Here is a 23,006-nt window from a genome sequence, read left to right on the forward strand (position 1 = left end):
AAATCGTGGAACGGGTCAGTCGACATCCGTCCGTAGAACACGACCGGATCCCGGCGGAGGCGGCAGTCTTGTTGTGGCGTATGGACCAGGCCGACTTGCGGTCGGTGCGGGCGGTCAAGGATCCCAGCAGATCCGGTCCGCGGTGGTGGTGGGGGAGCGGCGGCATGAGGGGTAACCTTCGTTCGCCTGCATCACTCAAGCTATGGGCTATACGATCTGACGATCTGGCTCAGATTCGGCCCATCGGGCGGGTGGACAAACAAACACACAGGCTACAACCACTGGGGCCGCACCGTCGTGGCCACCACGGCCACCCAGCCTAAGCCCGACAAGCTGACCTGGCTGCTCGACCAGTGGGCTGGCATCCAAACCAGCTCAGTAGACACACTTTGGAACGCGGGCAGAGGCATCGCGCAGGCGGCTTGGAACTGCAGCACCATCGCCATGGCCGCAAGCGGTGGAGGTTGCGGCGTCTACGACCTGGCGGCCCTGGCCATCGACGACCCAGGCGCGGCCGGATCAATGCTCTGGCACGGCGTAGCCGACCCGATCGCCAACGACTGGAGCAACGGCAACTACGGCTCCGCCGCCGGCCGCGCAGGCACCGAAGCCATCATGCTGGTTTGGGTCCAAAGGGCGCGGGATCACTCGGTCCAACGAGCGGTGTTGCCACCAGAGCGGCAGAGGCGTCCGGCGGCGCGGCCAGATCAGCCCCGGTGGCCGTTGTCTCCTCGACAACTGGCATGCATCAACGTTCGAGAATCGCCTTCGTTCGGTCCAATACCGCTTGGGCAGTCATGGCAAGGGGAGATCGGCCATTGACTGCCCGCGCGATGCCATGGATTTTTCAATCAGCACAGGCAGCCGGGCGTTTCAGTCACACTCAAAGGCGGGTCCCCGGGTATCCAGATCAAGACCAAGACGTAAAATTGCAGCTGGAAAATTCAGAGAGTCGGTGGCTGCTGGACCGATGCCTGGCAGACTCGTAATCTTTTGGGTTTGACATGTCGAAGAGTGATGCGCTACGTGCGGCAGTAGCAAAGTTGGAAGGCCTCGGTTATCCAGACCACGCCGATGGTGAGGATTTGGAGGCATGGTTGATGGATCTGCTGCAGACCGATGGTTACATCGCAGGCATCGCCGGCACAGTCCTCAACGGCGGCCACCATCATGGCCGGCTCGACGAGCTAACTTCGTTGAGCCGGCGGCTCGCAAAGATATCGGCCGATACGTTGCATGATCAAGAGGTCGTGGCTGCGAGCCGTGAGTACCTTAAGGCGCTCGGGGAAGTTGTGGCGGCGTTGAATGCGTATACAGGTCGTCACGGGTGAACGTGTAGGCGGTGTCTCATGACCGGGGCTGCCGGCATGCCTTATAGTGATAACACTTAATATGCGGGCCGCATATTATCCTTACGCAGCACGCACTGTCCCGATCACGTGGATCGGCCTGCGGTCGGCCGACCGGGGGGTGCGTTTCCTTTGAGGGAGTTGGAGCGTGGTGATGTGTCCGCTCCGGATGCGTCACCGCATTACCAGCTCGGGCAGCTCCCGATCGATTGGCGGCCGGCCGCAGCGTGCGTGTGGATAGGTCCGGTGCCGGGCGATCAGTTGCCGGTGCCAGCGCAGCAGTGTGGCTGGGGTGACGAAGAACGCCGGCCAATGTGGTCGGGGCAGCAGCCGCGATAGTGCCGCCAGCACCACCCGATCCTCAGGCTGCAGACCCGGGCGGTGTACCTGCCGCGCAGGACCGCCACCTGATTCCGCAGCACCAGAAGTTCGACGTCCTTGGCGCCGCCGTCGCGGGCAAGCTGGGTGAGCAATTGCAGAATCTGGCGCAAGAGAATGTACACCAATGAGGCCGACATGCTCTGGATCGTCGTCACCTATGCTCCCGGGACAGCGCACAAAACCTTACGTCACAGCAACGAATCGGATTTACGAGCACCGCAGGGTGATCGCCAGCCCGACAAGCCCGGCTACTGTGAACGCGAAGACCAGCGCCGCGATCAGTGATGCTGTCAGGTTGTAGCGGCCGCCAAGACGCTGCTGCCAGGAAGACATCCAAGCGTGGACGGTGAAGGCCAAAACGCTGGTCCACGGCGACCTCCGCTCGGGCAATGCCTGCGGGAGCGGCGCCAGCCGCACGATCATCGACTTGGGTACGTTTCAGGGGCAGCCCGGCTTCGACATTCTCTGGCTTTCCGAAACGTCTGTCCACGCAAGACGGTGAAGCATTCGTCGCCCACGGGCCAAGCCAAGCTTTGGCGCGATGCGTTCCCGGCTGCGACCCGCTCGCCGCTGTCGAAGCTCTGCGCCCTGCGACCGCACTGCGCAACGCGGCCGTCTACGCCAACTTCCTGGCAGAAGCCCATCGCCTGGCCGGCGCCCCCCACAGTGCACGGTGAGGCACTACTCTTCGACAGATGTCACTCCTTAAGCGGGGCCTCGCCGCAGCGGCCTGCGTGGCAACGATCAGCACAATTCCCGTCCCCGCGGCTGCAGCGGCCAAGTCACCGGTTGTTCTCGCCTTTGCAGAAACGCTGGTGCCCGACGACGGTGCCGCGGCTCGGCGCTTTTTCACGCTGCGCTCGGCGGAGAATTTCACTTTCACGCAGATCAAGTTAACCGTTGACCTGACCGGGCTGAGCGGCGTCGCTACGGTCACCACCTCGCCCAGCTGCACCACCGCAGCAGCCACGATCACCTGCACCTGGCATGAGATATCCGGTCCATACACCGCTCTACCTTGGACGTTCGACGTCAAAGCGGCCCCCGGTGCCAAGATCGGAGACTCCGGCCAGATCAAGGCGACCCTCGAGTCATCAGACCAGCCGACCATCACGGGCAACGGAAAGATCACCATCGCCGAGGGTGTCGACCTCGCCGCTGCCACCTTCGACAGCATCGGTGTGCAGCCGGGCGCGACTTTCGACCTCCCGCTCGCAGTCATCAACGCCGGAAAAAAGGCGGTCAACGGCGTCGCGGTTGTTGTCTACAAGGGCTTCTGGCTCTCCGGCCCAGCGAAGTACACCAACTGTCTTTACGACGCCGGTCAGGTGCGGGCCTGCGTCTTCGACAACGACCTGGCCGTTGGGGCGCGTTACGGAGCGGCATTGCCGATGACACTGCGCACCGATTCTCCGGCCGGGGAATACGCCAGCCTCGAAGCGATCTGGCTCACGACGGCCGAGCTGGAGCTGCTCAAGGCGGAGTTGGGGCAGGAGTGGTTCGGCAGCCCGGGTAGCGGCGGCGGCGAGCTCGACCTCATCCAGACGCCGACGGCCATGGACGACCAGGTCGACACCGATCCGTTTAACAGCTGGACCGGGTACACCATCGAGATGCTGGGCGACAAGGTCCGTGACTTCGCGGCTATCGGCGGCACAGGGTCAGGAGCGGTCGGCGACACGATCACCCTGGACGTCGGCATTAAGAACGTCGGAAACGCCACCCACTACGTGGAAGGCGACCCCTTCGAGGGCCGCTCACAGGTCACCCTCACCGTGCCGCCCGGTGCCTCGCTGAAATCGCTGCCTACCAACTGCCAAGCGGTGACCGAGCCTGGTGTCCCCGACGCGAATCCGAAGCGCCTCGACGCGTCCCTCTACGAGTGCCTCGGGCCGGAGTTGATCGAAGCGGGCAAGAGCTACACCTTCCCGATCAGCTTTGTGGTGAATTCGGTGATCAGCTCCGCGACCGGGTCCCTAGAGGAGACCTGGCTCACCGACGCGAACCCGGCGAACAACAAGGCACCCATAGTGCTCAACGCGCCCGGGGGCGGCGGCGGCCTGCCTATCACCGGCCCGAAGGTCACCCTGATCGCGGTGGTGGGCCTACTGCTACTTGCCGCGGGGCTCGTCATCGTCGTGGCGACACGCCGTCGTAAGTCCTTGCCTCTGTCTCGCTGACTTTCCCATCCCCAAAGGCGCGTCCCCACCTGCGGGGCGCGCCTTTCGACTGCCGCTCAAAGGATCGCGAGCGGGGGAAGAGGCCGCGGCGGCCGGGCGCTCCACCACGATCATCTCTATCCGTGCCACTGCCGCCGCCACCTGAGCCTGCGCCACACCAACGAAAGCGGCCCGCTCGGCGACCAGCGCGCCGATTTTCGGCTCGGGTCAGGCCCAGCCGCGCGTCGGACGCGAGCCGATCGGAAGGTGGTTTTCGGTCAGGCCCCGGCAACCGTGACCAGCGACGTCGATTTGCCCCGGCCACTTTGATGTGGACTGTGAGCAGGTCGTCAGTGTCAAAGCCCGTCACCGGCTCAAATCTGGCGGGTATGGGTCGGGATGCAGCGCACGATCGTCCTCATTGGAGGATCGACTCCGTAGCCGGTTCGCCGTGCCGATAGGAAGGCCATGGTGAAAGCCTGCGGCGTAGCCGTGGAGATGCTGCCGGGGCCTAGCTGGATGCCAAGCTGATCAAACGGTTATCGGTGAACACGGGAACATCTACGCGATCACTCCTACGCCCTGGAACCCATCCAGCGGCGCGATAGGCACGTCGTCGGCTGAAGGTCGGTAGATGGGCGGAGGCCCGGTAGTAGTCCTAGCGTGTTAACGGCACGAACACGGCGAAGGGGGCCAGCAAGTCAGCAGTGGAAAAGTGCGGGAACATCAGGAGGACGACGTCGGTGAATGCCGGCGAGCTGGACTCGGCAATATTGCGCTGAGGTCCGGGTACACCATATCCAGACCAAGCTGCACCGTGAGGCCGTCATACCCTGCGGGACTTATGGAGAGCCCGGTGCGTTGTAAGGCGCACGCCGGGTTCGGGAGGCGGCATGGGGAAACGGACCAGCGGCACCGCTGACACCGCGCCCCATACCGACCTCACACGGCGACCGATGACCCTTCGGTTTCGGACGGGGAGTGGATCGCGTTGCTCGCTGCGCTTGCGATCTATGTCCGGTGCGGGTTCCGAGATGAGACCGGGCCAGCGCTGTCCGATAAGGACCGGCCGGCTGAGACGGCGCTGACATATAGGGATGTTGGCATGGAAACGCCTGCACCGATCGCTCGCGGATCCTTTGTGGACACCCGACTTCGCTAGATCAACGCCCGCTTCGTGGCAGATGAGTACGCGGGCGGCGACTGCCTGAGGCTGCCGTTGTCAACGAGACTGGCTGGTCCTCCCAAATCTAGGGCGCGGGGTGGACGGCGACACTCACCCGGCAGCGCGTCATCGGTGTGCAGCTCCCATCGTCCCGCAGGGACCACCCGGATCTTGATTCGGTTGCGTTCACCCTTGCTCATGCCACCGTAAAGAGCCATGACGAGGTCGTGCGCGTCGCTGCCCGGGTCCACGGCGCCTCCGACCTCGGGAATCCACAGTTAAACGTCGTGGTGCTCGAAGGGCGGGAACGTCAAGCCGAACTGGTTGCCGTAGAAAGCGTGCTGTGGTTCGCCGATCACGACGCCCTCGAACCCGCGATGAGGATCGCGCAGTGCGGCCGCCTCGTGTTTGTCGCCTCCTGCGCGAGTTCGTTGCATTTACATGGCTGGTTATTGACAACAAGGTTTCCAGTCGCGCACTATGAGAGAGCGCTCTCACGTCCGTCCACGTGGGGGACTCGAACAGGCATTTCCGCCCATCGCACCACCTCCGCTCCTGCTCGAGAAGGGCACATTCGCTGTGGAGATTCAACAAGAACGCGCACCCCGCATGCCCCGTGGCCGCGCCGTGAACCGAGCGCTGTCACGCGGCCGGCGCCTCATGATCCTCCTCACCGCGGCCGTCACTGCACTCGCCGGCAGCGTGGTCGTCCAGCAGCAGCCCGCACAAGCTGCGTGGAACCTCGTGTGGGCCGACGAGTTCAACGGGTCCGGCGCGCCCAGCAGCGCCAACTGGAACTACAACGTCGGCAACGGCCTCAACCCCGGCCTCAATGCTTTCGACGGCTGGGGCAACGGCGAGTGGGAGTGGTACCGCCCCGAGAACTGCACGCAGTCCGGCGGCAACCTCGTGATGCGCGCCAACTGGCTCACGACGCCAATCGTGGTCAACGGCCGCAACTTCTACCAGACGTCGTGTCGCATGACGACGGACACCAAGAGGTCCTTCCAATACGGCCGTATCGAGGCGCGCATGGCGCTCCCGACCGCCACCGGCTCGTGGCCGGCTTTCTGGATGCTCGGTGACTCGTGCGACGAGACATCCACGAGCGCCTACAACCCGGCGCAGACCTACTACGACCGCCTGCCCACCAACTGGGCCAGTTGCGGCGAGGTCGACATCATGGAACACGCGAACGCGAACGCGACCGTCACGAACAACATCTTCTGGGATGTGCGGACCGGCGTGTTCCCGTGGACAGCGGGTCAGAACGCCAACTACGTCGCGAACCCCGCCGTCAACAACGCCGCGGCCTTCCACGTCTATGCGATCGAGTGGACGGCCGCGCAGATCCGCTGGTACATCGACGGTGTGCAAACGCACGTGATCGACACGACACCGGCGACCTTGGAAGAGTTCCGCAAGCCGTTCCACCTCATCTTCAACCTGGCGCTGGGCGGCACGTACCCCGGACAGAACCCCGTGCAGGGCCAGTTCCCGCTCACCGCATCGATCGACTACGTGCGCTACTACCAGGACGGCGGGAGCACGCCGGGTGGGCCCTCGACGCAGATCAACGGGCCGGGCGGCAAGTGCGTGGACGTGGCCGGAAACGACACGGGCGGCAATGGCGCGGCCGTGCAGCTGTGGACGTGCCAGGGGTCTGCTGTTTCGCAGGACCAGCAGTGGAGCTGGGACGGCCAGACCCTGCGCACGCTGGGCCGGTGCCTCGACGTCAACGGCGCGGGTACGGCCAACGGCACGAAGGTGCAGCTCTGGGACTGCAACGGCACCGGCGCACAGAACTGGGTCCAGGAAGGTAACCGGTTGCGCAATCCGAACTCCAACAAGTGCCTGGACTCCCCGGGAGGCTCGACGGCGGACGGCGCGCGACTGCAAATCTGGGACTGCAACGGAACGGCCGCACAGTACTTCGTGAAGGCCGCGTGACGGCCCGCCAAGGGGCACGCTGACGGGTCAGGGCGCGGGAGCGGATAGGCTCCCGCGCCCTGACCGCACGTTCCGGGATACGACTCGCGCCAGGGTCACCACGGTGCTGACGAAGGCGGGCCGTCGACGCCGGGTTTGGGATCCGGGTCCAAGAGATCATGGCCGCTTTCGCGGCACCGCGGCTGCGTCAGCCCGATCTCGTGGAGCAGGCGATGGCAGATCAGGCCATCGCGCTGATCGAAACAGTCGACACCGAAACGTCCAACATCGACACTCTTGCGACCACGCTGGACACGCTGTATCGCGGGCCGTTCCCGATGCCGAAACATCGACACAATGTTCTTCCTTACCCGAACTTGCCCGGTGCTCATGGATGGGATGGTGCCCGGTGGAGCTACTGATGTCGATCGTCGCCGATGCCCGTGACTGTCAAGGAGTGGCTTGACTGCGCCGCGGGTCATCTGCGCAACGGACTGGAACTTCTTTCGTGGCGATGAGTTTCGCGCAGGATTGCCGTCTCAACAGTTAGGCGGCTGCTACCTGGATGCGGCTCGACGACGAGGACCCAGCAATGACGACAATCGACGTTGCAGCCAAGGCGGGCAGGCGGGAGTGGCTGGCGCTGGCCGTGCTGTGTTTGCCCACCATGGTGGCGGCGGTGGACATCAACGTGATGTTCCTCGCGCTGCCGAAGGTGAGCGAGGACATGCGCGCCAACAGCACCGAGCAGCTTTGGATCACCGACATCTACGGCTTCCTCATCAGCGGCTTGCTGATCACGATGGGGACGCTAGGCGACCGGGTCGGGCGGCGGCGAGTGCTGCTTGCGGGCGGCGCGGCGTTCGTCATCGCATCGTTGTTGGCGGCCTACTCGACCTCAACCGAGATGCTGATCGTCTCCCGGGCCATGCTCGGCCTCGCGGGCGCCGCGGTGACCCCGTCGGTGCTGGCGATCATCCGCACCATGTTCCGCGACCCCAAGCAGATGGGCGTGGCGATGGGTGTCTGGGGCACCACGTTGATGGGCGGCATCGTGCTCGGCCCGGTCGTGGGTGGCCTGTTGCTGGGCGCGTTCTGGTGGGGTTCGATCTTCCTCATGGCGGTGCCGGTCATGGGTCTGCTGCTGGTGTTGGGCCCGCTGCTACTGCCCGAATCGCGCAATCTGACCGCCGGGCGGCTCGATGTGCTCAGCGTGCCGCTCTCGCTGGTGGCGATCTTGCCAGTCATATACGGCCTCAAGGAGGTGGGCCGCGCCGGCTGGGGGGCCGTTCCTGTCGTGGCCGTCCTGGTCGGCCTGGCTAGCGCGGTATTGTTCGTGGTCCGCCAGCGGCGTATCACCAACCCGCTGCTCGACCTGACTCTGTTCAGCAACCGGGCGCTGGCTGTCGCGGTGGTGCTGGCACTGCTCGCGCCGATGTTCTCCGGCGGCGTCACCCTGATGTCCACGCTTTACCTGCAGATGGTTGAAGGGCTGACACCCGCCCGGGTCGCGGTGTGGATGCTGCTGCCCTCGATCGCCATGATCGTGTTCGGCAACTTCGCGGCCGGCGTGTCGCAGAAGGTGAAGCCGGCGATCGTGTTGGGCATCGCCGGGGTCTTCGCCGCGGTCGGCATGTTCATCGTGTCGCAAGTAGACACTGGTGGGTTGGGCATGCTGATGACCGGTCTGACCATCGCGTTGGCCGGGGGCGGGGCGCTGGGCATCCTGAGCGCCACCCTCATCATGTCGTCGGTGCCGCCGGAGAAGGCCGGTTCGGCCGGGTCACTATCCGGCACGTTGGGAGAGTTCGGCACAGCCCTCGGCGTCGCGGTGCTGGGTGTGGTCGGCACGTCGATTTACCGGTCGCAAATTCAAGTGCCTGCCGGTGTACCGGATACCGCCGCGGGTGCCGCGCAGGAGAGTATCGCGGGCGCTGTACCGGTGGCGGCGCAGATCTCCGGCCCGGTCGCCGAGCAGCTGATGTCATCGGCGCGGCAGGCGTTCACCCATGGATTGAACGTGGTGGCGATGGTGGCGGTAGCGCTGTTCACGATCTTGGCAGTGCTGGCATTGGTGGGCCTACGACAGGTACCCACGACAAACGGGATGCCGATACCGGGTGGACCGCTGCCCGTTGCGGCTGACGCCGAACCGGCAACGGGTCCGAAGGCGGGCTACCGGACACAGGGTCGTGGTAGCGTGCCGCCACCTGTGCCGACCATTGGCCCATCCGAGAGTGGGGCGCATTCGTGAGCCGTCTGGAGGCCGAGCCCGGCCACGACGTGCGGGATGTCAAGCAAGCACCCGATAGGCCGGCGATGCGGGACCTCGACCAGGCGGCGTTCGCTTCGCTTGTCGAGGGACATCGCCGTGAGCTTCAGGTCCATTGCTATCGGATGCTCGGTTCGTTCGACGACGCCGAAGACCTGGTGCAGGAGACCTTCTTACGGGCGTGGCGCAAGCGTGAAGCGTTTGAGGGCCGGGCGTCGATACGTGCCTGGCTTTACCGCATTGCCACCAACGCGTGTTTGGACTTCCTCGACCGTAATCCCCGCCGGCCGGTCGCGCGTTCTGCCGGGTCCGCCGCCTTGACATCGGACTCGCCCGACGACGTCAACTGGCTTGAGCCCTACCCCGATCTGCTGCTCGAACCGGCGTTGCCGACCGACGCGGAGCCGGATGCCGCGCTGGTCGCTAAGGAAACCATCGAGCTGGCGTTCTTGGTCGCCATCCAGCATCTGCCACCCAAACAGCGAGCCGCGCTAATCATGCGCGACGTGTTGGGCTGGCCGGCCAGCCAGACGTCGGCGGTACTGGGGTTAACGGTCGCCTCGGTCAACAGCGCACTACAACGCGCCCGGGCCACCCTCAAGGAGCACCTGCCGCCGCGTCGGCTGGAGTGGGCGCCCGCCGAAGACCCGACGCAGGCCGAACGAAGGTTGCTCCAGCGGTACATGTGGGTCTTCGAGCGGGCCGACGCCCAAGCGCTAGCCGAGCTGCTACACGAAGACGTCCGGGTGACAATGCCGATGCTGACGGCATGCACACCGGGCATGCCCGATCCACTGTGGCTGGCCAGGGATCCGCTAGTGGCCGATCTGACGGCAGTGCTCGACCCGTCGTCACCTCGCTACCTGGGTCGATGGCGCAGCATCCCCACCCGGGCCAACAGGCAACCGGCCGTGGCCCACTACGTGCAGCGGCCCGGTGACACATGGTATAGCCCGCAGAGTCTCGACGTGCTGCGGCCGGTCGACGGGCGCATCGCTGAGATCACCACGTTCGGCCCCAGCCGGTTCCCGGCATTCGGCCTGCCCGCAACCCTCGGGCAGGCCGAGACACTGATGTCGTAGCAGCTCAACAGAGGATCAGCACGCAGGCGCGATATGTCACCGGGTAGGTGGTGAACGTGGTTGGCGCTGCCGGTCAGGCTACGGCGCCGGGGTCCTTCCGGGTGACCGCTTCCGCTCACCATGGCTTACCGCGGGACAGTGTGGCAGCAACGCGGTCGGCGAACCTGTCCGCTAACCGTTAGGAGTGTGAGACAGCGGCCGTGTGCATCGCACACTGGTGGCTGAGAACCTAACGCTGAGCTCACGGTCGGGCCTGCCCGCGTGGGCCGCCAACTGGTTCATCTACGCGGCGACATCACGTGCTGGGTCTGGTGCTTCAGAGGCGGACTTGGCGACCTTGCCGTCGACGCCAGGACGTGGTGTGCCTGCCACTGTCACACAGATGCCGTAGATCTTGCTGTGGTGGGTCCAGCCGTTGACGAGGCCGCGGTTGTTGCTGATCTGTACCTGTGCGTAGCCCCGGTCGACCACCGATACCCGGTGTAAGTAGACGGTGCCCGTGACCTTGGCCAGCACGATGTCGCCGACCTCGACTTTGGCTGGGTTCACCGGCGCCACCACGACCAGATCGCGGCTATGGATGAGCGGGGCCATGGACGACCCTGTTGGTCGGAACTGGACTGTCTGGCCCGCCGCGACGCGGGCGGCAACGGCTTGCAGAATCCCCACGGGTACACCATCCATGCCCTCAGCGTTCTCGCGCCACCGATTTTCGCCTCGCCTCGATCCGACCCGAAGCGAGCTAGGCGGATTCGTCTCTGTGGGCCGCGACCCGCCGCAGCGCTTCGTATGCAGGACAAGGTGATTCGTGCCGGACAGTGATCGCGTGCGTAGCGACCCGGGTCGCCACGCTCCCACCAAGCCACGGACGTCAGTCGATCGCGTTGCTCGCTTCGATCGCGATCACTTATCGGTGCGGGTTCGGAAGTGATAGGTCATCAGAGGTGCGGGTAGATCAACGGTGTTGTTGTGCCGGGGCTGTTTGGTGGTGCAAATCCCAAGAACAAAAGGCCGATCGGCGATGACGGCAAGCGTGATTGCGGTGGAGGCGAGCCCTGTTGCTTTGGCCGGCCGAACTCGGGATACGACCCGGATCACTTGACAGGCGACGTAGGCCCGCCCCAGCAAGTCCAGGCTAGTCCCGAGGGCTGTCTGACGGCCGCGTCCTGCCAGATGGCAACCGTCGCCGAGAAAACCTTGAGCTTCGAGGTGGGCAGAATTGGCCAACTCCGTGTTGACAGCGCTGCGGCCGCTATTGTTGATCACGTCATCATCAACGGCTGAGCGGGGAACGGTGACTGATCCGGCTGAAGCAGGCGAGTTCGAGAACATCATGGCGACGAAGGCCATCCGCCCGGTCTTCCAGCCGATCATTTCGTTGGCCACCAACCGGGTGGCCGGCTATGAGGCGCTTGCCCGCGGCCCGTCTGGCTCGACGCTCAGCACTCCCAGGGAGCTGTTCAGCCGCGCGCGGAACCTTGGACGCCTCGCTGATCTGGACTGGCTGGCCCAAGCCGCTGCCTACCGCGCCGCGTTGACCGCACAACTGCCGAAGGATGTACCTCTTTTCGTCAACGTGGAACCGTCTGCGTTGCGCAGCGCATGCCCGCCGAACCTGGCCCCGATCATCGATCAGGCGGCGCAGGAACTGCAGATCGTCATCGAGATTACGGAACGCTCTCTGGGCGACGACCCGGCAGCTCTGCTGGAATCTGTTGCGCTCATGCGCGAACGGTCGGCTCGCATCGCGATCGACGACGTCGGCGTCAACCCGTCGAGCCTCGCTCTCATGTCCCTTCTCGGTCCGGATGTCATCAAGATCGACCGTTCTGTCGTCCAGGGAAGGACTACCCGCGCGACAGCGAAAGTCGTCAACGCTGTCATGGCCGAGTCCGACCGCACCGGGGCGGTAATCCTCGCCGAGGGAATCGAAAACGAGGACCACCTCCGCACGGCCTTGTCCATGGGGGCAACCCTCGGGCAAGGATGGTTGTTCGGTCGGCCCGGGCCATTGCCCGCGCGACACGAACTTCCCGGCAACCACCTGCCCCGGCACGAACCAGCAAAGTCATCCGCCGGTACGCCTTTCGACGTCGCCCAGCGGCGCCACACTCCCGTGCGCACCACCAAACAACGGCTACTGCCACTCAGCAACCACATCGAGGCAATGGGAAGCCAAGCACCCGAAGCAATGGTCCTGCTCGCGACTTTCCAGCAACAGCAATACTTCGATGACGCCACCCGCCACCGATACACCGCCATGGCGGCCGGCGGCGCCCTCACCGCCGTCTTCGCGCAGGACATGCCCGCTGAACCCGCCAAAGGCATCCACGGCTGCCCGCTGGACCCAGCCGACCCGCTGATCGGCGAATGGACCGTCATCATCCTCAACAGCTACTTCGCCGGCGCCCTGTTCGCCAAGGAAGTCCCGTCAGCACTCCCAGATCCGCAGCGCGAATTCGACATGATCGTCAGCTATGACCGCGCGACGATTACCGAAGCGGCCCACCAACTGCTGCACCGGATGCCGCCGACCTCATCACCCGTCGAAAACGCGCAGGGATAGGGTATCTATGTCAGCCGCGGGGGAAGATGAATCGTGCCGCTCTGCGGGTCATAGAGCACCAAGTCGTGACGTTGGGCAATCTCGATGAGCGTCGAGAGCATCGCGGCTGCGTGATCCCACACAATGTTGAGCTCAATGACGGGAAGCTCCTCGTCGCCGACCAATGGCCAAGAGGCCCACGGCGAATCGACGTCGTTGCCGGCGCCATCGTAGGCGGGCCATCGGGAGCTGCACTCGTCGATCATCGCGCGCATACGAGCGGTGAGCGGCTGCTCCGGTAGATCTGATTCGAGGACCTCATAGATCGCCTCGACGGTCGGGACGTTGTCGGGGTCGAGAAGCATTAGGTCGAAACTCACCGAGGCAGGATGGCAGAGATCGTCTACCTCATCAACGGGCGTCATGTGCCGAGCCGCATGAGCTTGCCCAGCGGGGCGACAAGGCCCTCGCTGTACGTTCTAGTACGCGTGCGTCGGTCGCGAGGAGAACATGCGGCACCGAGCAGGAGGCCGGGCCGATTACGGTCTGGCCCTGGCCGGGGCCAACGGCGAAACCACCTTCGGCATGGTGGAAATCAGCCGAATTCCTCGGGCGCATCCTCGATTGACTCCCGGTAGAAGCGCAGGACATACGCGCGGTGGTCAAGATCGAAGAAGAGGGGCCGCCATAGCTCAGGCTTGGGTACCGGCTTGGCCGGGGCGTCGTCCAGGCCTATTGGTTGATTGTCATCGTTGTCGTCTGTGGGCAATTCGCCTAGCTTCGTGACGTAGCACCCATCACACCGAGTCGAGCGCCGCCTGGGTACCCCCTTTTGAATGGAGGCTTTATGCAGGACTTGCCTAGCCTTACCAGAGCTGAGGCCGAGGATCGGGCCGCGCTGATCCATGTGGACCGCTACGACGTGGCGATCGACCTGACGAGCATGCTCGACGGCGCTGATTTCCGGGCCGTGGCCAGCGTCCGGTTCTCGTGCCGCAGGCCTGGCGCGACGACCTTTGCCGACGCGGCCCTCACCGTCGTGTCGGCGACGCTTAATGGTGTGCCGGTCGACAAGAGCCGGATCTCGATCGGACGCATCCAGCTCACCGACCTGTCCGAGGACAACGTTCTGGTGGTCGAGTCGGTTCAATCACAGACATCGCACGCGGAGTGGGTACACCGCTCCGTCGACCCGTCCGACAAAGCTGTCTACGTGTGGACCTCGTTCGAACCCGACGATGCCCGCCGCGCTTGGGTCTGCTTCGATCAGCCGGACCTCAAAGCACCACACCGCTTCACGGTGACGGCCCCGGCTGAGTGGCACGTGGTGAGCAACAGCGCGGACCCTATCGTGACCGCGGTCGGTAATGGTCACCGACAGTGGGCGTTCCCGGACACGCCGCCCCTGTCCACTTACGTTCCCGTGATCGCCGCCGGCGCGTTCCACGAAATCCGGTCCCAACGCGCGGGGTACGACCTCGGACTGCTGTGCCGGCGTTCGCTGGCGCGGTTCCTCGAACGCGACGCCGAAGAGCTCTTCGAGCTGACCGCGCGCGGCCTGATCTTCTTCGGCGACCGGTTCGGTTTCCCGTTCCCGCAACGCAAGTACGACCAGGTTTTCCTCCCCGACATGGGCGGCGCCATGGAGAACTACGGCTGCGTCACGTGGGCCGACTCCTCGGTGTTCCGCAGCCCTCCCACGTACAACGAGCGCCGAAGGCGAGCCGGCGTTCTGCTGCACGAGATGGCCCACATGTGGTTCGGCGACATCGTGACGATGACCTGGTGGGAAGATCTGTGGCTCAATGAGGCCTTCGCGGTGTGGGCAGCCCACTGGGCAGCCGAGGCAGCGACTCCGTTCACCGACGCCTGGTCCAGCTTCCTCGTCGGTGGCAAGCTGTCCGCCTACGCGGCGGACATGGCGCCCACGACACACCCGATCAGGCAACCCGTGGAAGATGTCTGCGCCGCAGTCGCCAGTTTCGACGCGATCACCTACTCCAAGGGCGCCAGCGTGCTCAAGCAGCTGTTTGCGTTTGTGGGCGAGGAAGCGTGTGTGGCCGGGCTGCGTAGTTACTTCGCCAAGCACGCTTGGGGCAACACCCGGCTTTCAGACCTGATCAGTGAGCTACAACAGGCCAGCGGCCGCGACCTGGACGGCTGGACGGCCGGCTGGTTCGACGCCTCCGGCACGGATCAGCTCCGCCTCGAAGCCGGCGAGGCCGGTGGTCACCTGCTGCACGCCGCAGGCCCCAACGGCATGCCGCCTCGGCCCCACCGGCTCAACATCGGTGTGTACCAACGGGATGAATCCGGAGCGGCGCTGGTGCGACGTGACGTTGTCAGCGTCGAAACCAGCGGCGAGCGAACCGAAATGGTGGACATCGGCGACGCCGCGATCCTCCTCGTCAACGACGACGACCTCACGTTCGCCTCCGTGCGGCCGGATCCGGCGACGACACGCGCGCTGCTCGATTCGGCCCACTACCTGCCCTCAGCGCTGTCGCGCGCCTTGGCCGTCTCAACTGCCTGGGACATGCTCATGCGAGGTGAACTGCCCGCTGCCGATATTGTCGGTGTTGTCGTGGCGGTCTTGCGCCACCATCCGGCCGATACCCTCATCGAACCCTATCTGTCGCTGGTCGTCGACGCGGCCGACAACTGGTCCGCCCACCCGCTACGCGACTACCTGCTCGAACAGGTCGCCGACCTCTGTCTCGAGCTTGCGACGCAGCAGCCGCAGCAAAAATCCGTCATACGCGCCTTGGCCGAAACTGCGATCACCGCTGACCAGCTGACCCGGCTGAATGCGATGGCCGACGGGGACATTGACTTGCAGTGGCGCGTGCTGATCCGGCTCGCCGAGATTGACACCGTCGACCAGGCGGAGGTCCAGCGGCTCGTCGCCCAGGACCCCGACCCGGATGCCTGGATCAAGGCGCTCGCCGTTGACGCCGCCAAGCCCGACGCGCAAACGAAGGAAGCGGCATGGATGGCGATGGTCAACCACACGGTGCCCGTGGGTTCGATCGGTGTGATCCGGCGTGCGTTTTGGCGCCGATCACAAGGACAGATCCTCGCCCAGTACGCCGACCGCTACCTTGACATCCTTCCGACCCTAGACCGCGGTGGCATGATCCCCGCCATCACGCTGTCGGCCGGACTGTATCCAAGTGCCGGTGTTGACGAGGAGTTCGCACAGCGAGCGGTCGCCGCCGCCCAATCCGAAACGGTAAGCCCCGTTGTCGCCAAAAGAGTCATCACCTCGACTGACCTGCTCACCCGGATGCTGAGGACCCGTGCGATGTGAATGTGGCGAACGCGACCTGGGCTGCGACGCGAAGCCGCAGCCCTCGAGGGTGCCACATTGGATCCGCGCATTGATCTGCCGCTACGTAAGGGGCGACGCAAAAGGTCGACGTCCAGCCGGAGCCGACCGAAGACTGCGTGATCGAGACGGTGCCTACGGCCAACTTGGTGCCCGCCGCGTAGTGACCCACCTCCGAAGGCAGCGAGCCGCGATCGCCCCTGCGTCGCAAAATTAACGTCAAGCTGTCGGCGTCGCCGGTTCGCGCCGACAGATCTTTCCCGTTGCACTTGTTGGTCTTGTCCGTGATGCTTTGGCGCCGGCCGGCGAGGAGTCGGCATGGATTGCCGGGCCGACTGTCGTCGATGAGCAGTGCCAGCCTGAGTGGCATCTGCTCTTGACACTTATGAGGTTCCGAAGTGTCGTGACACGACGTGGTGGCCTGAGAGAAATCCGGCGGAGGTGCCGGAGCCGCGGCCGCTGTCGTAGCCGTGTACCGCGTCAGCGAGTTCCAGGAAGCCCTGGTGGTAGATCCTCCCACCGTGCGGACGCTGGATCGCGTATTGGCAATTGCCGGCGTGGTGGGAGGTTGAGGCTTTTAGGCTGTTGACGGTTGATCTCTGGCACGATCAGAATGATCACTCTGTTCGTTGCAGGGGCTGGAGTTGTGTCATGGTCGTCGACGTTGTCGGCACGCCGAGGCTGCCGGGCTGGTTGCCGGTATTGGGTCACGCCTCGGGTTTGTGCGGGATCCGCTGGGCTTTCATCGAGGCGATCCGGTCCGCCGGTGATGTGGTCAGCGGCTGGCCGCGGCAGCAGAAGGTCTATGTGGTCAACAGCGCGGCGAGGCGATCATCATGCTGGCGGTGATCGTCCGCCATCGGCACCTGCTGCCGGTGCCGGGCTGGCCGGTGAAGGCAAGCGCGTTGCGTGCATGGAGAGCGGATCAGCTGCCGATGGTCGCCGGCGACCGCACGTGGATGGCCGGGCGATGACCGCGATGGATCGCAAGGTCGCCGTCGTCACCGGCGCCTCGGCCGGGATCGGGCAGGCGACCGCGCGGCGTCTGCACGAGCTCGGGTTCATCGTGTACGCGGTAGCACGCCGGCTGGACAGGATGACATCGCTTGCCGCCCTTGGCATCCACACGGCCGGGGTTGACCTCACCGATGACGCCGCGGTCGTGGAACTGGTCGATCGCGTACTCGCCGAGTCAGGCCGCATCGACGTATTGGTCAACAACGCCGGGTACGGGTCGTTCGGCGCGGTGGAGGACGTACCGATGGATGAGGCACGACGGCAGTTCGAGGTCAATGTCTTCGCGGTGGCCAGGCTCTGCCAGCTTGCCCTGCCCCATCTGCGGGCGCGAGGATCTGGCCGGATCATCAACGTCTCCTCGGTAGGGGCGAAGATGTATCAGCCGCTCGGCGGCTGGTACCACTCGACAAAATATGCCCTGGAAGGGCTCAGCGACTGCCTGCGGGTGGAGCTCAAACCGATGGGCATCGACGTGATACTGATCCAACCCGGCGGGATTGACACCGAGTTCCCGCAAGTAGCCAGTCAGCGACTGCTGGCCACCTCGGGCAGCGGAGCCTACAGCGACTACGCTCGGCGCTACGCCCTGACTCTGCTAGCCGAACCGAGATACATATCGTCACCTTCCGTGGTGGCCAAGGCAATCGCCCACGCCGCGACCGCGAAACGGCCACGCACCCGCTACGCCGTGGGACGTGGGGCACGAGCCGCCATCGTGGCACGCTGGCTGCTGCCCGACAGACTCTTCGACCGGGCAGTAGTAGCACTATTCTCGGCACTGGCCCGCTGAACCAGTCATCGGTCCAGATCGGACGACCGGCCACCTGCACTCGCCACACAGCCGACCACCGCAGGCTCGCGACTGTCTCAACTGACCACCGCCAAATGAGACACCGACATTTGTATGGCGAGATTCGATTGAATGCGTTGGGATCTCGCCCAAGACATGCCCTGGGATGGTCGGAGCGAATGTCAAGCTCCTCACGGAGTGGATCATCGACGCCTGGCAACGATCGCGGTCGGACTTCTCATCAAGACGACTTCAACGTCGGGTTCTTGGGCAGTGCGCAAGCAAAGCAGGATCGAATGGCGATCCGCCAGCCGCGAACGGGCGTGGACGCACGAGGTGCCAGGCGTCCGGACATATCTGACGGACTCTGTGGAATTCGCCAGGCCGGCAGATGATGTGGGGTGTCACGGTCACTGGCAGGGAAGACCGAAGGTTACGGTGGGGCGCAGGGCATGCGGGTCGAAACCTGCCTGCCAGGAACGTCCGTCGTTGGCGTCGACCGTGATGTCGTGCGGGCCGGTGAATGTGACAATGAGCGCGGCAGGCTCGGAGTTTGCCGGGCGGACGCATCCAAGGTCGGTGGATTCTCGGCTGAGCAGGCCGTTACGGGAACGCACACGAACGACCGCGGTATCGGCGGCGATAAGATCGCCGGAGTAGACCACGATTATCTCGTAGCGGCTGTCTGGTGAGACCGCCACCACGCTCGGCCCCTTGCCCGGGTCCAAGGTGGCGACCTCGTGCGCCACATCGGCCAGCGCCGCGAAAGAGGCGAAGGCAAGCAAGGCGAGCATGCCGAACGAGAACGCTGCCCGCACCGCCGTTGGGCTGCGCAGGCCCAGCCAACCCGCGAACATGAGCATCACCACGCTGCCGGCGAGCACTGCCGATGGATGCCAGTCGTGGGTGGAGGTCATCAGGTGGACAAAGCGCAGCGGGTTCCACCACGCAAAGGCGGCTACCGCCAGGACAACGACCGCTGCACCAGTTGTCCCCGTCGCAGCAACTCGACGCCGCCGCGACAGCATGCGCTCATCCGATCGCGGCTGATGACCACCCGGGTCTGTCCAGTCGATCCGGTCGGCATCAATCACATCACCACCGAGCCAGGTGCCCCTCATCGGACCAGTCTGACCGAAACGGCCGCCAGCCGTGAACCCACCTTCATCGAGCTGCGGCAGAAGACTTCCGAGCGAACAGAGATCACACCGGCCCGCCGCAACGCCGGAACCGAGTCACCCGAAGCCGTCGCACCTGCCGGTCCCTCACCGACCAAAATCAAAAGCGCACCGAGGAAGATCTGTCGGCGCGCAGCGACGACGACCGGAGACCGTTCCCTCCGTGACAAGACCCAAAGGCGCACCGAGGAGATCAGGTCGGCGCGAAGCGGGCGACGGCGTCCGCAACGGGTTCGCTCAACGAGACTGGTTCGCCGTTGCCCTCGGCGTGACTATCGTCCCCGGATCCGTGTGGGGAATCTGGCGAACCCTGCGCTTAGGGGTTCGTATCGACGACAACGGCGTCCGCATCCGCAGCCAGATCGATAGCCGCCAAAGGCTCATACCCTGGTCACAAGTCAAGTCCGTCGAATGCGCCGCCGTGGACGCCCGTGCCAGCATGACCATCTCATAAGGCCGGAGTTCTGACAAACAGCCGAGATCGTTCAACGCTAACGGCTTTAGCGCATATCTAGGTGAGAGCGTCCAGCGGGTCGTTGATACCTCGCGACTGTCGGCAGCGTGGCACTGTCGCGTCTGGGATACGACAAAGGCTGGAGATCCTGCTGGCCAAACCCGGTGCCCTGGCCGGATCGGCGGTACTGGCCCAGGGGCCCCTCATCGGGACAGGTGATCGACCCGGCGCACGCACACCACACCGGCGTGCGCGTCATAGCGCAGCTGCGCCTGCCCGGCCTGCCACACGTGTTTGGTACCAACGCATCGCTCGGATTTTTCTGCTTGCGCCGTCGGGTTGGGCTCCATGGCGTCGAGGGACCTTCCAACACCGATCTTGGCCCAGCCCGCCGGGCGCGTCCAGTGGCGATTCATCGGCCGCCCAGAAGGTGTCCAGCATGCGATGCGAATCTATCGATTCTATTCCTGTTTGACAGTGGAGGACGTGTTGTCAAAGCACTGGAAAACACTGCTTTCGGTCGTGACGACGGCCGTGGTCGTGTCTGCGGCCGTCGTCACGCCTGCGGCCGCCTCGGCCGCCTCCGGCGGGGTCGACGGCGGCTCCCACGCAGCGGCGCGGGCGGCCAAGGTGGCCGCGGGAGTGCAGATCCTGACCCCCGGAAAAACCACCGAGGTCGTGCTGACCAGCAAGGCGAAGGTCGGCGTCACGGCGAGGATCATCTGCTACGTCTCTAGCTGGGGCCCGGCCTACGGGGGTGGCCTCGTCAGGTTCGAGCTGTTCGTCTCGTGTCAGGGCGGCACCCCGGAACAGCTCGGCGCCACCATGGACATGTACTGGGTTTATCTCGGCGAGTCGCAGCAGGTTCCCGGCTCCTACAACTCCTGCCAAGAAGTGCAGTTCCCATCGCTGGCCTGCTGGTCCAACGGGCCTTGCTTCCAGGCCGGCACCTACTATGACGGCCTCGCGGACCTGCGCGCCGTCGATTCGGCCGGCAGGACGTACTCCGCGACGCTCTACGCGCCGCTGAGATGGGTCGGCTGCCCAGTGTAAGCGTCGTCGCGGCGGGCTCGGTTGCGCCGAGTCCGCCGCTGCGCCGTCCAATATGGACTTCAGGCCGACTTGACCATCCAGAACCGGGTGATTGCCGCCAAGGTAGTACCGAGGCGTGCCGAACCATGCCGACACCGGAATTTATCGAAACCGCAGAAGCTCAGACCCCGGAAGACTCGATCTCGATTTGGACCCCAGGCCGCGGCTGGGTGGCCCAGCTCGGTATAGGCGGTGTGCGCCTGTTGCCAGTGGCTCAGCGCGGCCGCCTTCAACGCAGCGTCGTCCCCATTGCCTGAGCTGCTAGGGTCAGCCGACGGTGGACCGAAGGGGACCGATGTTCGAGCAGCGGGTGCTACCGCATCCAGGGACGGCGTGGGCGCTGCGCACGTTTCGCGGGCCGGACGGCGGCCTACGTCTGCTGACGGGCGGCTCGAAGGCGGTCCGGGCCTGGGACGCGGCTACCGGTGAACAGGTCACGGTCTTCGACACCGATTGGCCTGGCACGCACGACTTCGCGGTCTGCCACCCCGATGGTGGCACTCCCGTGTTGGCGGTGGCCACTGAGAACGGCGTGTGGTGGCATGACGCCATCACGGGCGTGGCGATCGGTGGCGACGAGTCGATCACCGACATGATCTGGGGCATGGCCGTGGCCCGCATGCCCGACGGCACGCAGACCCTGTTCGGCGCCGGGCACGGACACCCGTTCGTGATCCACAGGTGGGACGCCGCGACGCGGCAGGCTCTGCCGGACCTCGGCAGCCACGACGATCACATCGTCGCCGTGTCGGTAATCGCGCTGCCTGGCCGCGATCCGATCGTATTGGCGACGGGTTGGTCGCACACGATCCACCGCTGGGATCCCACGACCGGCCTACAGGTCGGCCCGCCGCTGGTGGGCCACAAGGGCATCGCGCACTGGATGAAAGCGATCACCCTGGCCGGCGGCCGGACACTGCTCGTGTCGGGTGACTCGGCAGGCGAGGTGCGTCGCTGGGATCTGCTGACCGGTGAGCCAGTGGGAACCCCGATCCAGGCTCACCCCGGTGCCGCGACCGTGCTCCCGCTGTGGGTCGGGGGCCGAGCACAACTGCTCACGTCGGGCGATGACGACGTCGTGCGCCGCTGGGACGCGCTCACCGGCGAGTTGCTGGGCGAGCCCGCAGCGGGGTTCGACCCCGTGCTGCTGACCTTCGGCGGGGAGCAGGCGATCGCCACAGCCGGGCCCGGGGGTGTGCGGATCGCTCATTTTGGCCTGACCTGATTCGTGACACGCAGGCGCGACGCGCGTCGCAGCATCCGATCAATGATTCCGTGCACGTGTTCTTGGCACCGGATCCCCGCAAAAGCGGGCACGTCACCTGGGGCTGCAGTTAGAGGATCGCGAGCGGCACGGTCTCTCGGTGGATCTCTCACTTGGGGGATGTCGCATTTCCCGGGCGGAGCCGCATCTCCGCCCATCTCATCGGCACCGCGTGCGACGTGAAGGGATGTACCGCGTTGGACTCCGCTGCGCGCCTGGCGAGGATTGAGCGACTCCTCGCTGGACTGCCTGGGCCGTACGACAATGAACACCTGTGGAGCCTTGTCACATTCGCCGCCCTCGTCGTCGCCACAAGTGGGGGCGTCTGCGTGGTGGCCTTCGCGGTGGATGAAGACTGATATGACGGAGGTGCAGGCGGATTGGTGACTGAGTATCAGCAGCAGCTTCGGGATCGTTTCCTCGGCGCACCGGTTATGCCCGCACCGGCGCCATGGATCGGACTTCACGGACAGAACACGACCATCGCCGTCGGCGGGCTGATCGGTGTCGGCTTCGCACTGGACCCAGTCACCGGCGCCGACCTCCTCATGGTTACCTCGCACAACGGTCGCGGGCTCTTCGATTCGGCATCGGGCACGAGGACGGCCAGGGACTATGACGCCGATCTGTGCTACCCGATCGGACCTGACCTGTCATGCCCGGGGATCGGTGTCCTGGACGACACGCGCGTGCGGATCGCTGGTCTGTTCGGCGGGGGTCTCCACGCCACCACTGGCGACGGTTGGAAGATCGATGTCGTTGCGCCAGATTGGCCCAATGAGCGCATCCTGCTGTCCGGCCGAGGCGCCGACGCCTACCGCGGGATGCTCGGTGCCGACTGGTGGCACATCTTCCACTCGAACTACTCCGAACTGCGTGCCGCCGGATTCTCTCCCTCGGGGCGGACGCTCGTGGTGGCTACGAGCAGCGATATCACCGTGTGGCACCGGCCTTGATCGAGTACGGGTGCCGGAGGTGGCTTTGAGGGCGTACCGCGCATT

Annotated in this window: 25 protein-coding genes; 16 read left to right on the forward strand and 9 right to left on the reverse strand. The window is 65.0% G+C overall.

Translation table 11 applies throughout. From position 1 onward, the window contains the following. Positions 1-297 precede the first annotated feature (297 nt). Both Rhe02_RS16685 and Rhe02_RS16690 read left to right on the forward strand, forming a co-directional pair. Complete coding sequence (locus Rhe02_RS16685; RefSeq protein WP_203909158.1) at positions 298-822, forward strand: hypothetical protein; 525 nt, start codon at positions 298-300, stop codon at positions 820-822. Between the two features lie 182 nt (positions 823-1,004). After that, a complete protein-coding gene (locus tag Rhe02_RS16690; RefSeq protein WP_203909159.1) occupies positions 1,005-1,331 on the forward strand; it encodes a hypothetical protein in 327 nt (108 codons plus the stop codon). Between the two features lie 275 nt (positions 1,332-1,606). Here the strand turns inward: Rhe02_RS16690 and Rhe02_RS16695 are convergent, their stop codons facing one another. Together Rhe02_RS16695 and Rhe02_RS16700 are read right to left on the reverse strand one after the other, a co-directional pair. After that, positions 1,607-1,885, reverse strand: coding sequence for a hypothetical protein (locus Rhe02_RS16695; protein WP_203909160.1), 279 nt, complete (start codon positions 1,883-1,885; stop codon positions 1,607-1,609). A gap of 52 nt (positions 1,886-1,937) precedes the next feature. Continuing rightward, positions 1,938-2,153 carry a hypothetical protein gene (locus tag Rhe02_RS16700; protein WP_203909161.1) on the reverse strand — a complete coding sequence of 72 codons (216 nt, stop codon included), beginning with the start codon at positions 2,151-2,153 and terminating at the stop codon, positions 1,938-1,940. A 272-nt stretch (positions 2,154-2,425) separates the two neighbouring features. On the opposite strand from Rhe02_RS16700, the gene Rhe02_RS16705 reads away from it, so the two are divergent. Beyond that, on the forward strand, positions 2,426-3,910 hold the full coding sequence (locus Rhe02_RS16705; protein ID WP_203909162.1) for a hypothetical protein: 1,485 nt from the start codon (positions 2,426-2,428) through the stop codon (positions 3,908-3,910). 1,422 nt (positions 3,911-5,332) lie between these two features. Here the strand turns inward: Rhe02_RS16705 and Rhe02_RS16710 are convergent. After that, entirely contained in the window at positions 5,333-5,491 is a 159-nt protein-coding gene (locus Rhe02_RS16710) for a hypothetical protein (protein WP_203909163.1), read from the reverse strand. A 223-nt stretch (positions 5,492-5,714) separates the two neighbouring features. Here Rhe02_RS16710 and Rhe02_RS49830 point away from each other — a divergent pair, with 223 nt between their 5' ends. The 4 genes from Rhe02_RS49830 to Rhe02_RS16730 all read left to right on the forward strand — a co-directional run bounded on the left by Rhe02_RS49830 (position 5,715) and on the right by Rhe02_RS16730 (position 10,337). Next, the gene (locus Rhe02_RS49830) at positions 5,715-7,004 is read left to right on the forward strand and encodes a ricin-type beta-trefoil lectin domain protein (RefSeq protein WP_239123871.1); all 1,290 of its coding nucleotides are present in this window, start codon (positions 5,715-5,717) and stop codon (positions 7,002-7,004) included. Between the two features lie 158 nt (positions 7,005-7,162). Then, complete coding sequence (locus Rhe02_RS16720) at positions 7,163-7,405, forward strand: hypothetical protein (RefSeq protein ID WP_203909164.1); 243 nt, start codon at positions 7,163-7,165, stop codon at positions 7,403-7,405. A gap of 170 nt (positions 7,406-7,575) precedes the next feature. Continuing rightward, entirely contained in the window at positions 7,576-9,237 is a 1,662-nt protein-coding gene (locus Rhe02_RS16725) for an MFS transporter (protein ID WP_203909165.1), read from the forward strand. A gap of 65 nt (positions 9,238-9,302) precedes the next feature. Beyond that, on the forward strand, positions 9,303-10,337 hold the full coding sequence (locus tag Rhe02_RS16730; RefSeq protein WP_203909262.1) for an RNA polymerase subunit sigma-70: 1,035 nt from the start codon (positions 9,303-9,305) through the stop codon (positions 10,335-10,337). Between the two features lie 282 nt (positions 10,338-10,619). On the opposite strand, the gene Rhe02_RS16735 is transcribed toward Rhe02_RS16730, so the two are convergent. Beyond that, positions 10,620-11,021, reverse strand: coding sequence for a S24/S26 family peptidase (locus Rhe02_RS16735; protein ID WP_203909166.1), 402 nt, complete (start codon positions 11,019-11,021; stop codon positions 10,620-10,622). A 219-nt stretch (positions 11,022-11,240) separates the two neighbouring features. Further along, positions 11,241-11,687 carry a hypothetical protein gene (locus tag Rhe02_RS16740; RefSeq protein ID WP_203909167.1) on the reverse strand — a complete coding sequence of 149 codons (447 nt, stop codon included), beginning with the start codon at positions 11,685-11,687 and terminating at the stop codon, positions 11,241-11,243. On the opposite strand from Rhe02_RS16740, the gene Rhe02_RS16745 reads away from it, so the two are divergent. Further along, complete coding sequence (locus Rhe02_RS16745; protein WP_203909168.1) at positions 11,671-12,903, forward strand: sensor domain-containing phosphodiesterase; 1,233 nt, start codon at positions 11,671-11,673, stop codon at positions 12,901-12,903. The two genes, Rhe02_RS16740 and Rhe02_RS16745, sit on opposite strands and share 17 nt — an antisense overlap. Positions 12,904-12,908: 5 nt before the next feature. Here the strand turns inward: Rhe02_RS16745 and Rhe02_RS16750 are convergent, their stop codons facing one another. Together Rhe02_RS16750 and Rhe02_RS16755 are read right to left on the reverse strand one after the other, a co-directional pair. Further along, entirely contained in the window at positions 12,909-13,262 is a 354-nt protein-coding gene (locus tag Rhe02_RS16750; RefSeq protein WP_203909169.1) for a hypothetical protein, read from the reverse strand. 215 nt (positions 13,263-13,477) lie between these two features. Continuing rightward, positions 13,478-13,651 (reverse strand): hypothetical protein, encoded by a 174-nt coding sequence (locus Rhe02_RS16755; RefSeq protein ID WP_203909170.1) that lies wholly within the window; start codon positions 13,649-13,651, stop codon positions 13,478-13,480. Positions 13,652-13,729: 78 nt separating this feature from the next. Here Rhe02_RS16755 and pepN point away from each other — a divergent pair, with 78 nt between their 5' ends. From pepN to Rhe02_RS16775, 4 genes are all read left to right on the forward strand, one after another. After that, complete coding sequence (gene pepN, locus Rhe02_RS16760) at positions 13,730-16,192, forward strand: aminopeptidase N (protein ID WP_203909171.1); 2,463 nt, start codon at positions 13,730-13,732, stop codon at positions 16,190-16,192. Positions 16,193-16,861: 669 nt separating this feature from the next. Further along, on the forward strand, positions 16,862-17,059 hold the full coding sequence (locus Rhe02_RS16765; protein WP_203909172.1) for a hypothetical protein: 198 nt from the start codon (positions 16,862-16,864) through the stop codon (positions 17,057-17,059). Beyond that, complete coding sequence (locus Rhe02_RS16770; protein WP_203909173.1) at positions 17,047-17,184, forward strand: hypothetical protein; 138 nt, start codon at positions 17,047-17,049, stop codon at positions 17,182-17,184. Before Rhe02_RS16765 ends, Rhe02_RS16770 begins: the two co-directional genes overlap by 13 nt. Next, entirely contained in the window at positions 17,181-18,017 is an 837-nt protein-coding gene (locus Rhe02_RS16775; RefSeq protein WP_239123873.1) for an oxidoreductase, read from the forward strand. The genes Rhe02_RS16770 and Rhe02_RS16775 overlap by 4 nt, the downstream gene beginning before the upstream one ends. 410 nt (positions 18,018-18,427) lie before the next feature. On the opposite strand, the gene Rhe02_RS16780 is transcribed toward Rhe02_RS16775, so the two are convergent. Continuing rightward, positions 18,428-19,138, reverse strand: a complete 711-nt coding sequence (locus tag Rhe02_RS16780; protein ID WP_203909174.1) for a hypothetical protein — start codon at positions 19,136-19,138, stop codon at positions 18,428-18,430. A gap of 346 nt (positions 19,139-19,484) precedes the next feature. Here Rhe02_RS16780 and Rhe02_RS50900 point away from each other — a divergent pair, with 346 nt between their 5' ends. Continuing rightward, positions 19,485-19,649: a PH domain-containing protein gene (locus tag Rhe02_RS50900; RefSeq protein WP_373320642.1), complete on the forward strand. Its 165-nt coding sequence runs from the start codon at positions 19,485-19,487 to the stop codon at positions 19,647-19,649. A 203-nt stretch (positions 19,650-19,852) separates the two neighbouring features. Here the strand turns inward: Rhe02_RS50900 and Rhe02_RS16785 are convergent, their stop codons facing one another. After that, positions 19,853-20,065 (reverse strand): hypothetical protein, encoded by a 213-nt coding sequence (locus Rhe02_RS16785; RefSeq protein WP_203909175.1) that lies wholly within the window; start codon positions 20,063-20,065, stop codon positions 19,853-19,855. A 28-nt stretch (positions 20,066-20,093) separates the two neighbouring features. Between Rhe02_RS16785 and Rhe02_RS16790 the strand changes: the two genes are divergently transcribed. The 3 genes from Rhe02_RS16790 to Rhe02_RS16800 all read left to right on the forward strand — a co-directional run bounded on the left by Rhe02_RS16790 (position 20,094) and on the right by Rhe02_RS16800 (position 22,961). After that, a complete protein-coding gene (locus Rhe02_RS16790) occupies positions 20,094-20,702 on the forward strand; it encodes a hypothetical protein (RefSeq protein ID WP_203909176.1) in 609 nt (202 codons plus the stop codon). A gap of 334 nt (positions 20,703-21,036) precedes the next feature. Beyond that, the gene (locus Rhe02_RS16795; protein ID WP_203909177.1) at positions 21,037-21,966 is read left to right on the forward strand and encodes a WD40 repeat domain-containing protein; all 930 of its coding nucleotides are present in this window, start codon (positions 21,037-21,039) and stop codon (positions 21,964-21,966) included. 422 nt (positions 21,967-22,388) lie between these two features. Next, positions 22,389-22,961, forward strand: coding sequence for a hypothetical protein (locus Rhe02_RS16800; RefSeq protein ID WP_239123874.1), 573 nt, complete (start codon positions 22,389-22,391; stop codon positions 22,959-22,961). Positions 22,962-23,006: the final 45 nt, after the last annotated feature.

The sequence above is a fragment of the Rhizocola hellebori genome (genome assembly GCF_016862955.1).
GTDB classification, from domain to species: Bacteria; Actinomycetota; Actinomycetes; order Mycobacteriales; family Micromonosporaceae; genus Rhizocola; species Rhizocola hellebori.

What these genes read in the sequence shown, in the direction of transcription:
- Rhe02_RS16785 (WP_203909175.1), bottom strand. Translation starts at nt 20,065, where the DNA reads ATGAATCGCCACTGGACGCGCCCGGCGGGCTGGGCCAAGATCGGTGTT.
- Rhe02_RS16710 (WP_203909163.1), bottom strand. Translation starts at nt 5,491, where the DNA reads ATGCAACGAACTCGCGCAGGAGGCGACAAACACGAGGCGGCCGCACTG.
- pepN (WP_203909171.1), top strand. Translation starts at nt 13,730, where the DNA reads ATGCAGGACTTGCCTAGCCTTACCAGAGCTGAGGCCGAGGATCGGGCC.
- Rhe02_RS16770 (WP_203909173.1), top strand. Translation starts at nt 17,047, where the DNA reads ATGCTGGCGGTGATCGTCCGCCATCGGCACCTGCTGCCGGTGCCGGGC.
- Rhe02_RS16780 (WP_203909174.1), bottom strand. Translation starts at nt 19,138, where the DNA reads ATGAGGGGCACCTGGCTCGGTGGTGATGTGATTGATGCCGACCGGATC.
- Rhe02_RS16790 (WP_203909176.1), top strand. Translation starts at nt 20,094, where the DNA reads ATGCGAATCTATCGATTCTATTCCTGTTTGACAGTGGAGGACGTGTTG.
- Rhe02_RS16795 (WP_203909177.1), top strand. Translation starts at nt 21,037, where the DNA reads ATGTTCGAGCAGCGGGTGCTACCGCATCCAGGGACGGCGTGGGCGCTG.
- Rhe02_RS49830 (WP_239123871.1), top strand. Translation starts at nt 5,715, where the DNA reads ATGATCCTCCTCACCGCGGCCGTCACTGCACTCGCCGGCAGCGTGGTC.
- Rhe02_RS16720 (WP_203909164.1), top strand. Translation starts at nt 7,163, where the DNA reads ATGGCCGCTTTCGCGGCACCGCGGCTGCGTCAGCCCGATCTCGTGGAG.
- Rhe02_RS16765 (WP_203909172.1), top strand. Translation starts at nt 16,862, where the DNA reads ATGGTCGTCGACGTTGTCGGCACGCCGAGGCTGCCGGGCTGGTTGCCG.
- Rhe02_RS16690 (WP_203909159.1), top strand. Translation starts at nt 1,005, where the DNA reads ATGTCGAAGAGTGATGCGCTACGTGCGGCAGTAGCAAAGTTGGAAGGC.
- Rhe02_RS16700 (WP_203909161.1), bottom strand. Translation starts at nt 2,153, where the DNA reads ATGATCGTGCGGCTGGCGCCGCTCCCGCAGGCATTGCCCGAGCGGAGG.
- Rhe02_RS16730 (WP_203909262.1), top strand. Translation starts at nt 9,303, where the DNA reads ATGCGGGACCTCGACCAGGCGGCGTTCGCTTCGCTTGTCGAGGGACAT.
- Rhe02_RS16725 (WP_203909165.1), top strand. Translation starts at nt 7,576, where the DNA reads ATGACGACAATCGACGTTGCAGCCAAGGCGGGCAGGCGGGAGTGGCTG.
- Rhe02_RS16740 (WP_203909167.1), bottom strand. Translation starts at nt 11,687, where the DNA reads ATGGCCTTCGTCGCCATGATGTTCTCGAACTCGCCTGCTTCAGCCGGA.
- Rhe02_RS16735 (WP_203909166.1), bottom strand. Translation starts at nt 11,021, where the DNA reads ATGGATGGTGTACCCGTGGGGATTCTGCAAGCCGTTGCCGCCCGCGTC.
- Rhe02_RS16775 (WP_239123873.1), top strand. Translation starts at nt 17,181, where the DNA reads ATGACCGCGATGGATCGCAAGGTCGCCGTCGTCACCGGCGCCTCGGCC.
- Rhe02_RS16745 (WP_203909168.1), top strand. Translation starts at nt 11,671, where the DNA reads ATGGCGACGAAGGCCATCCGCCCGGTCTTCCAGCCGATCATTTCGTTG.
- Rhe02_RS16705 (WP_203909162.1), top strand. Translation starts at nt 2,426, where the DNA reads ATGTCACTCCTTAAGCGGGGCCTCGCCGCAGCGGCCTGCGTGGCAACG.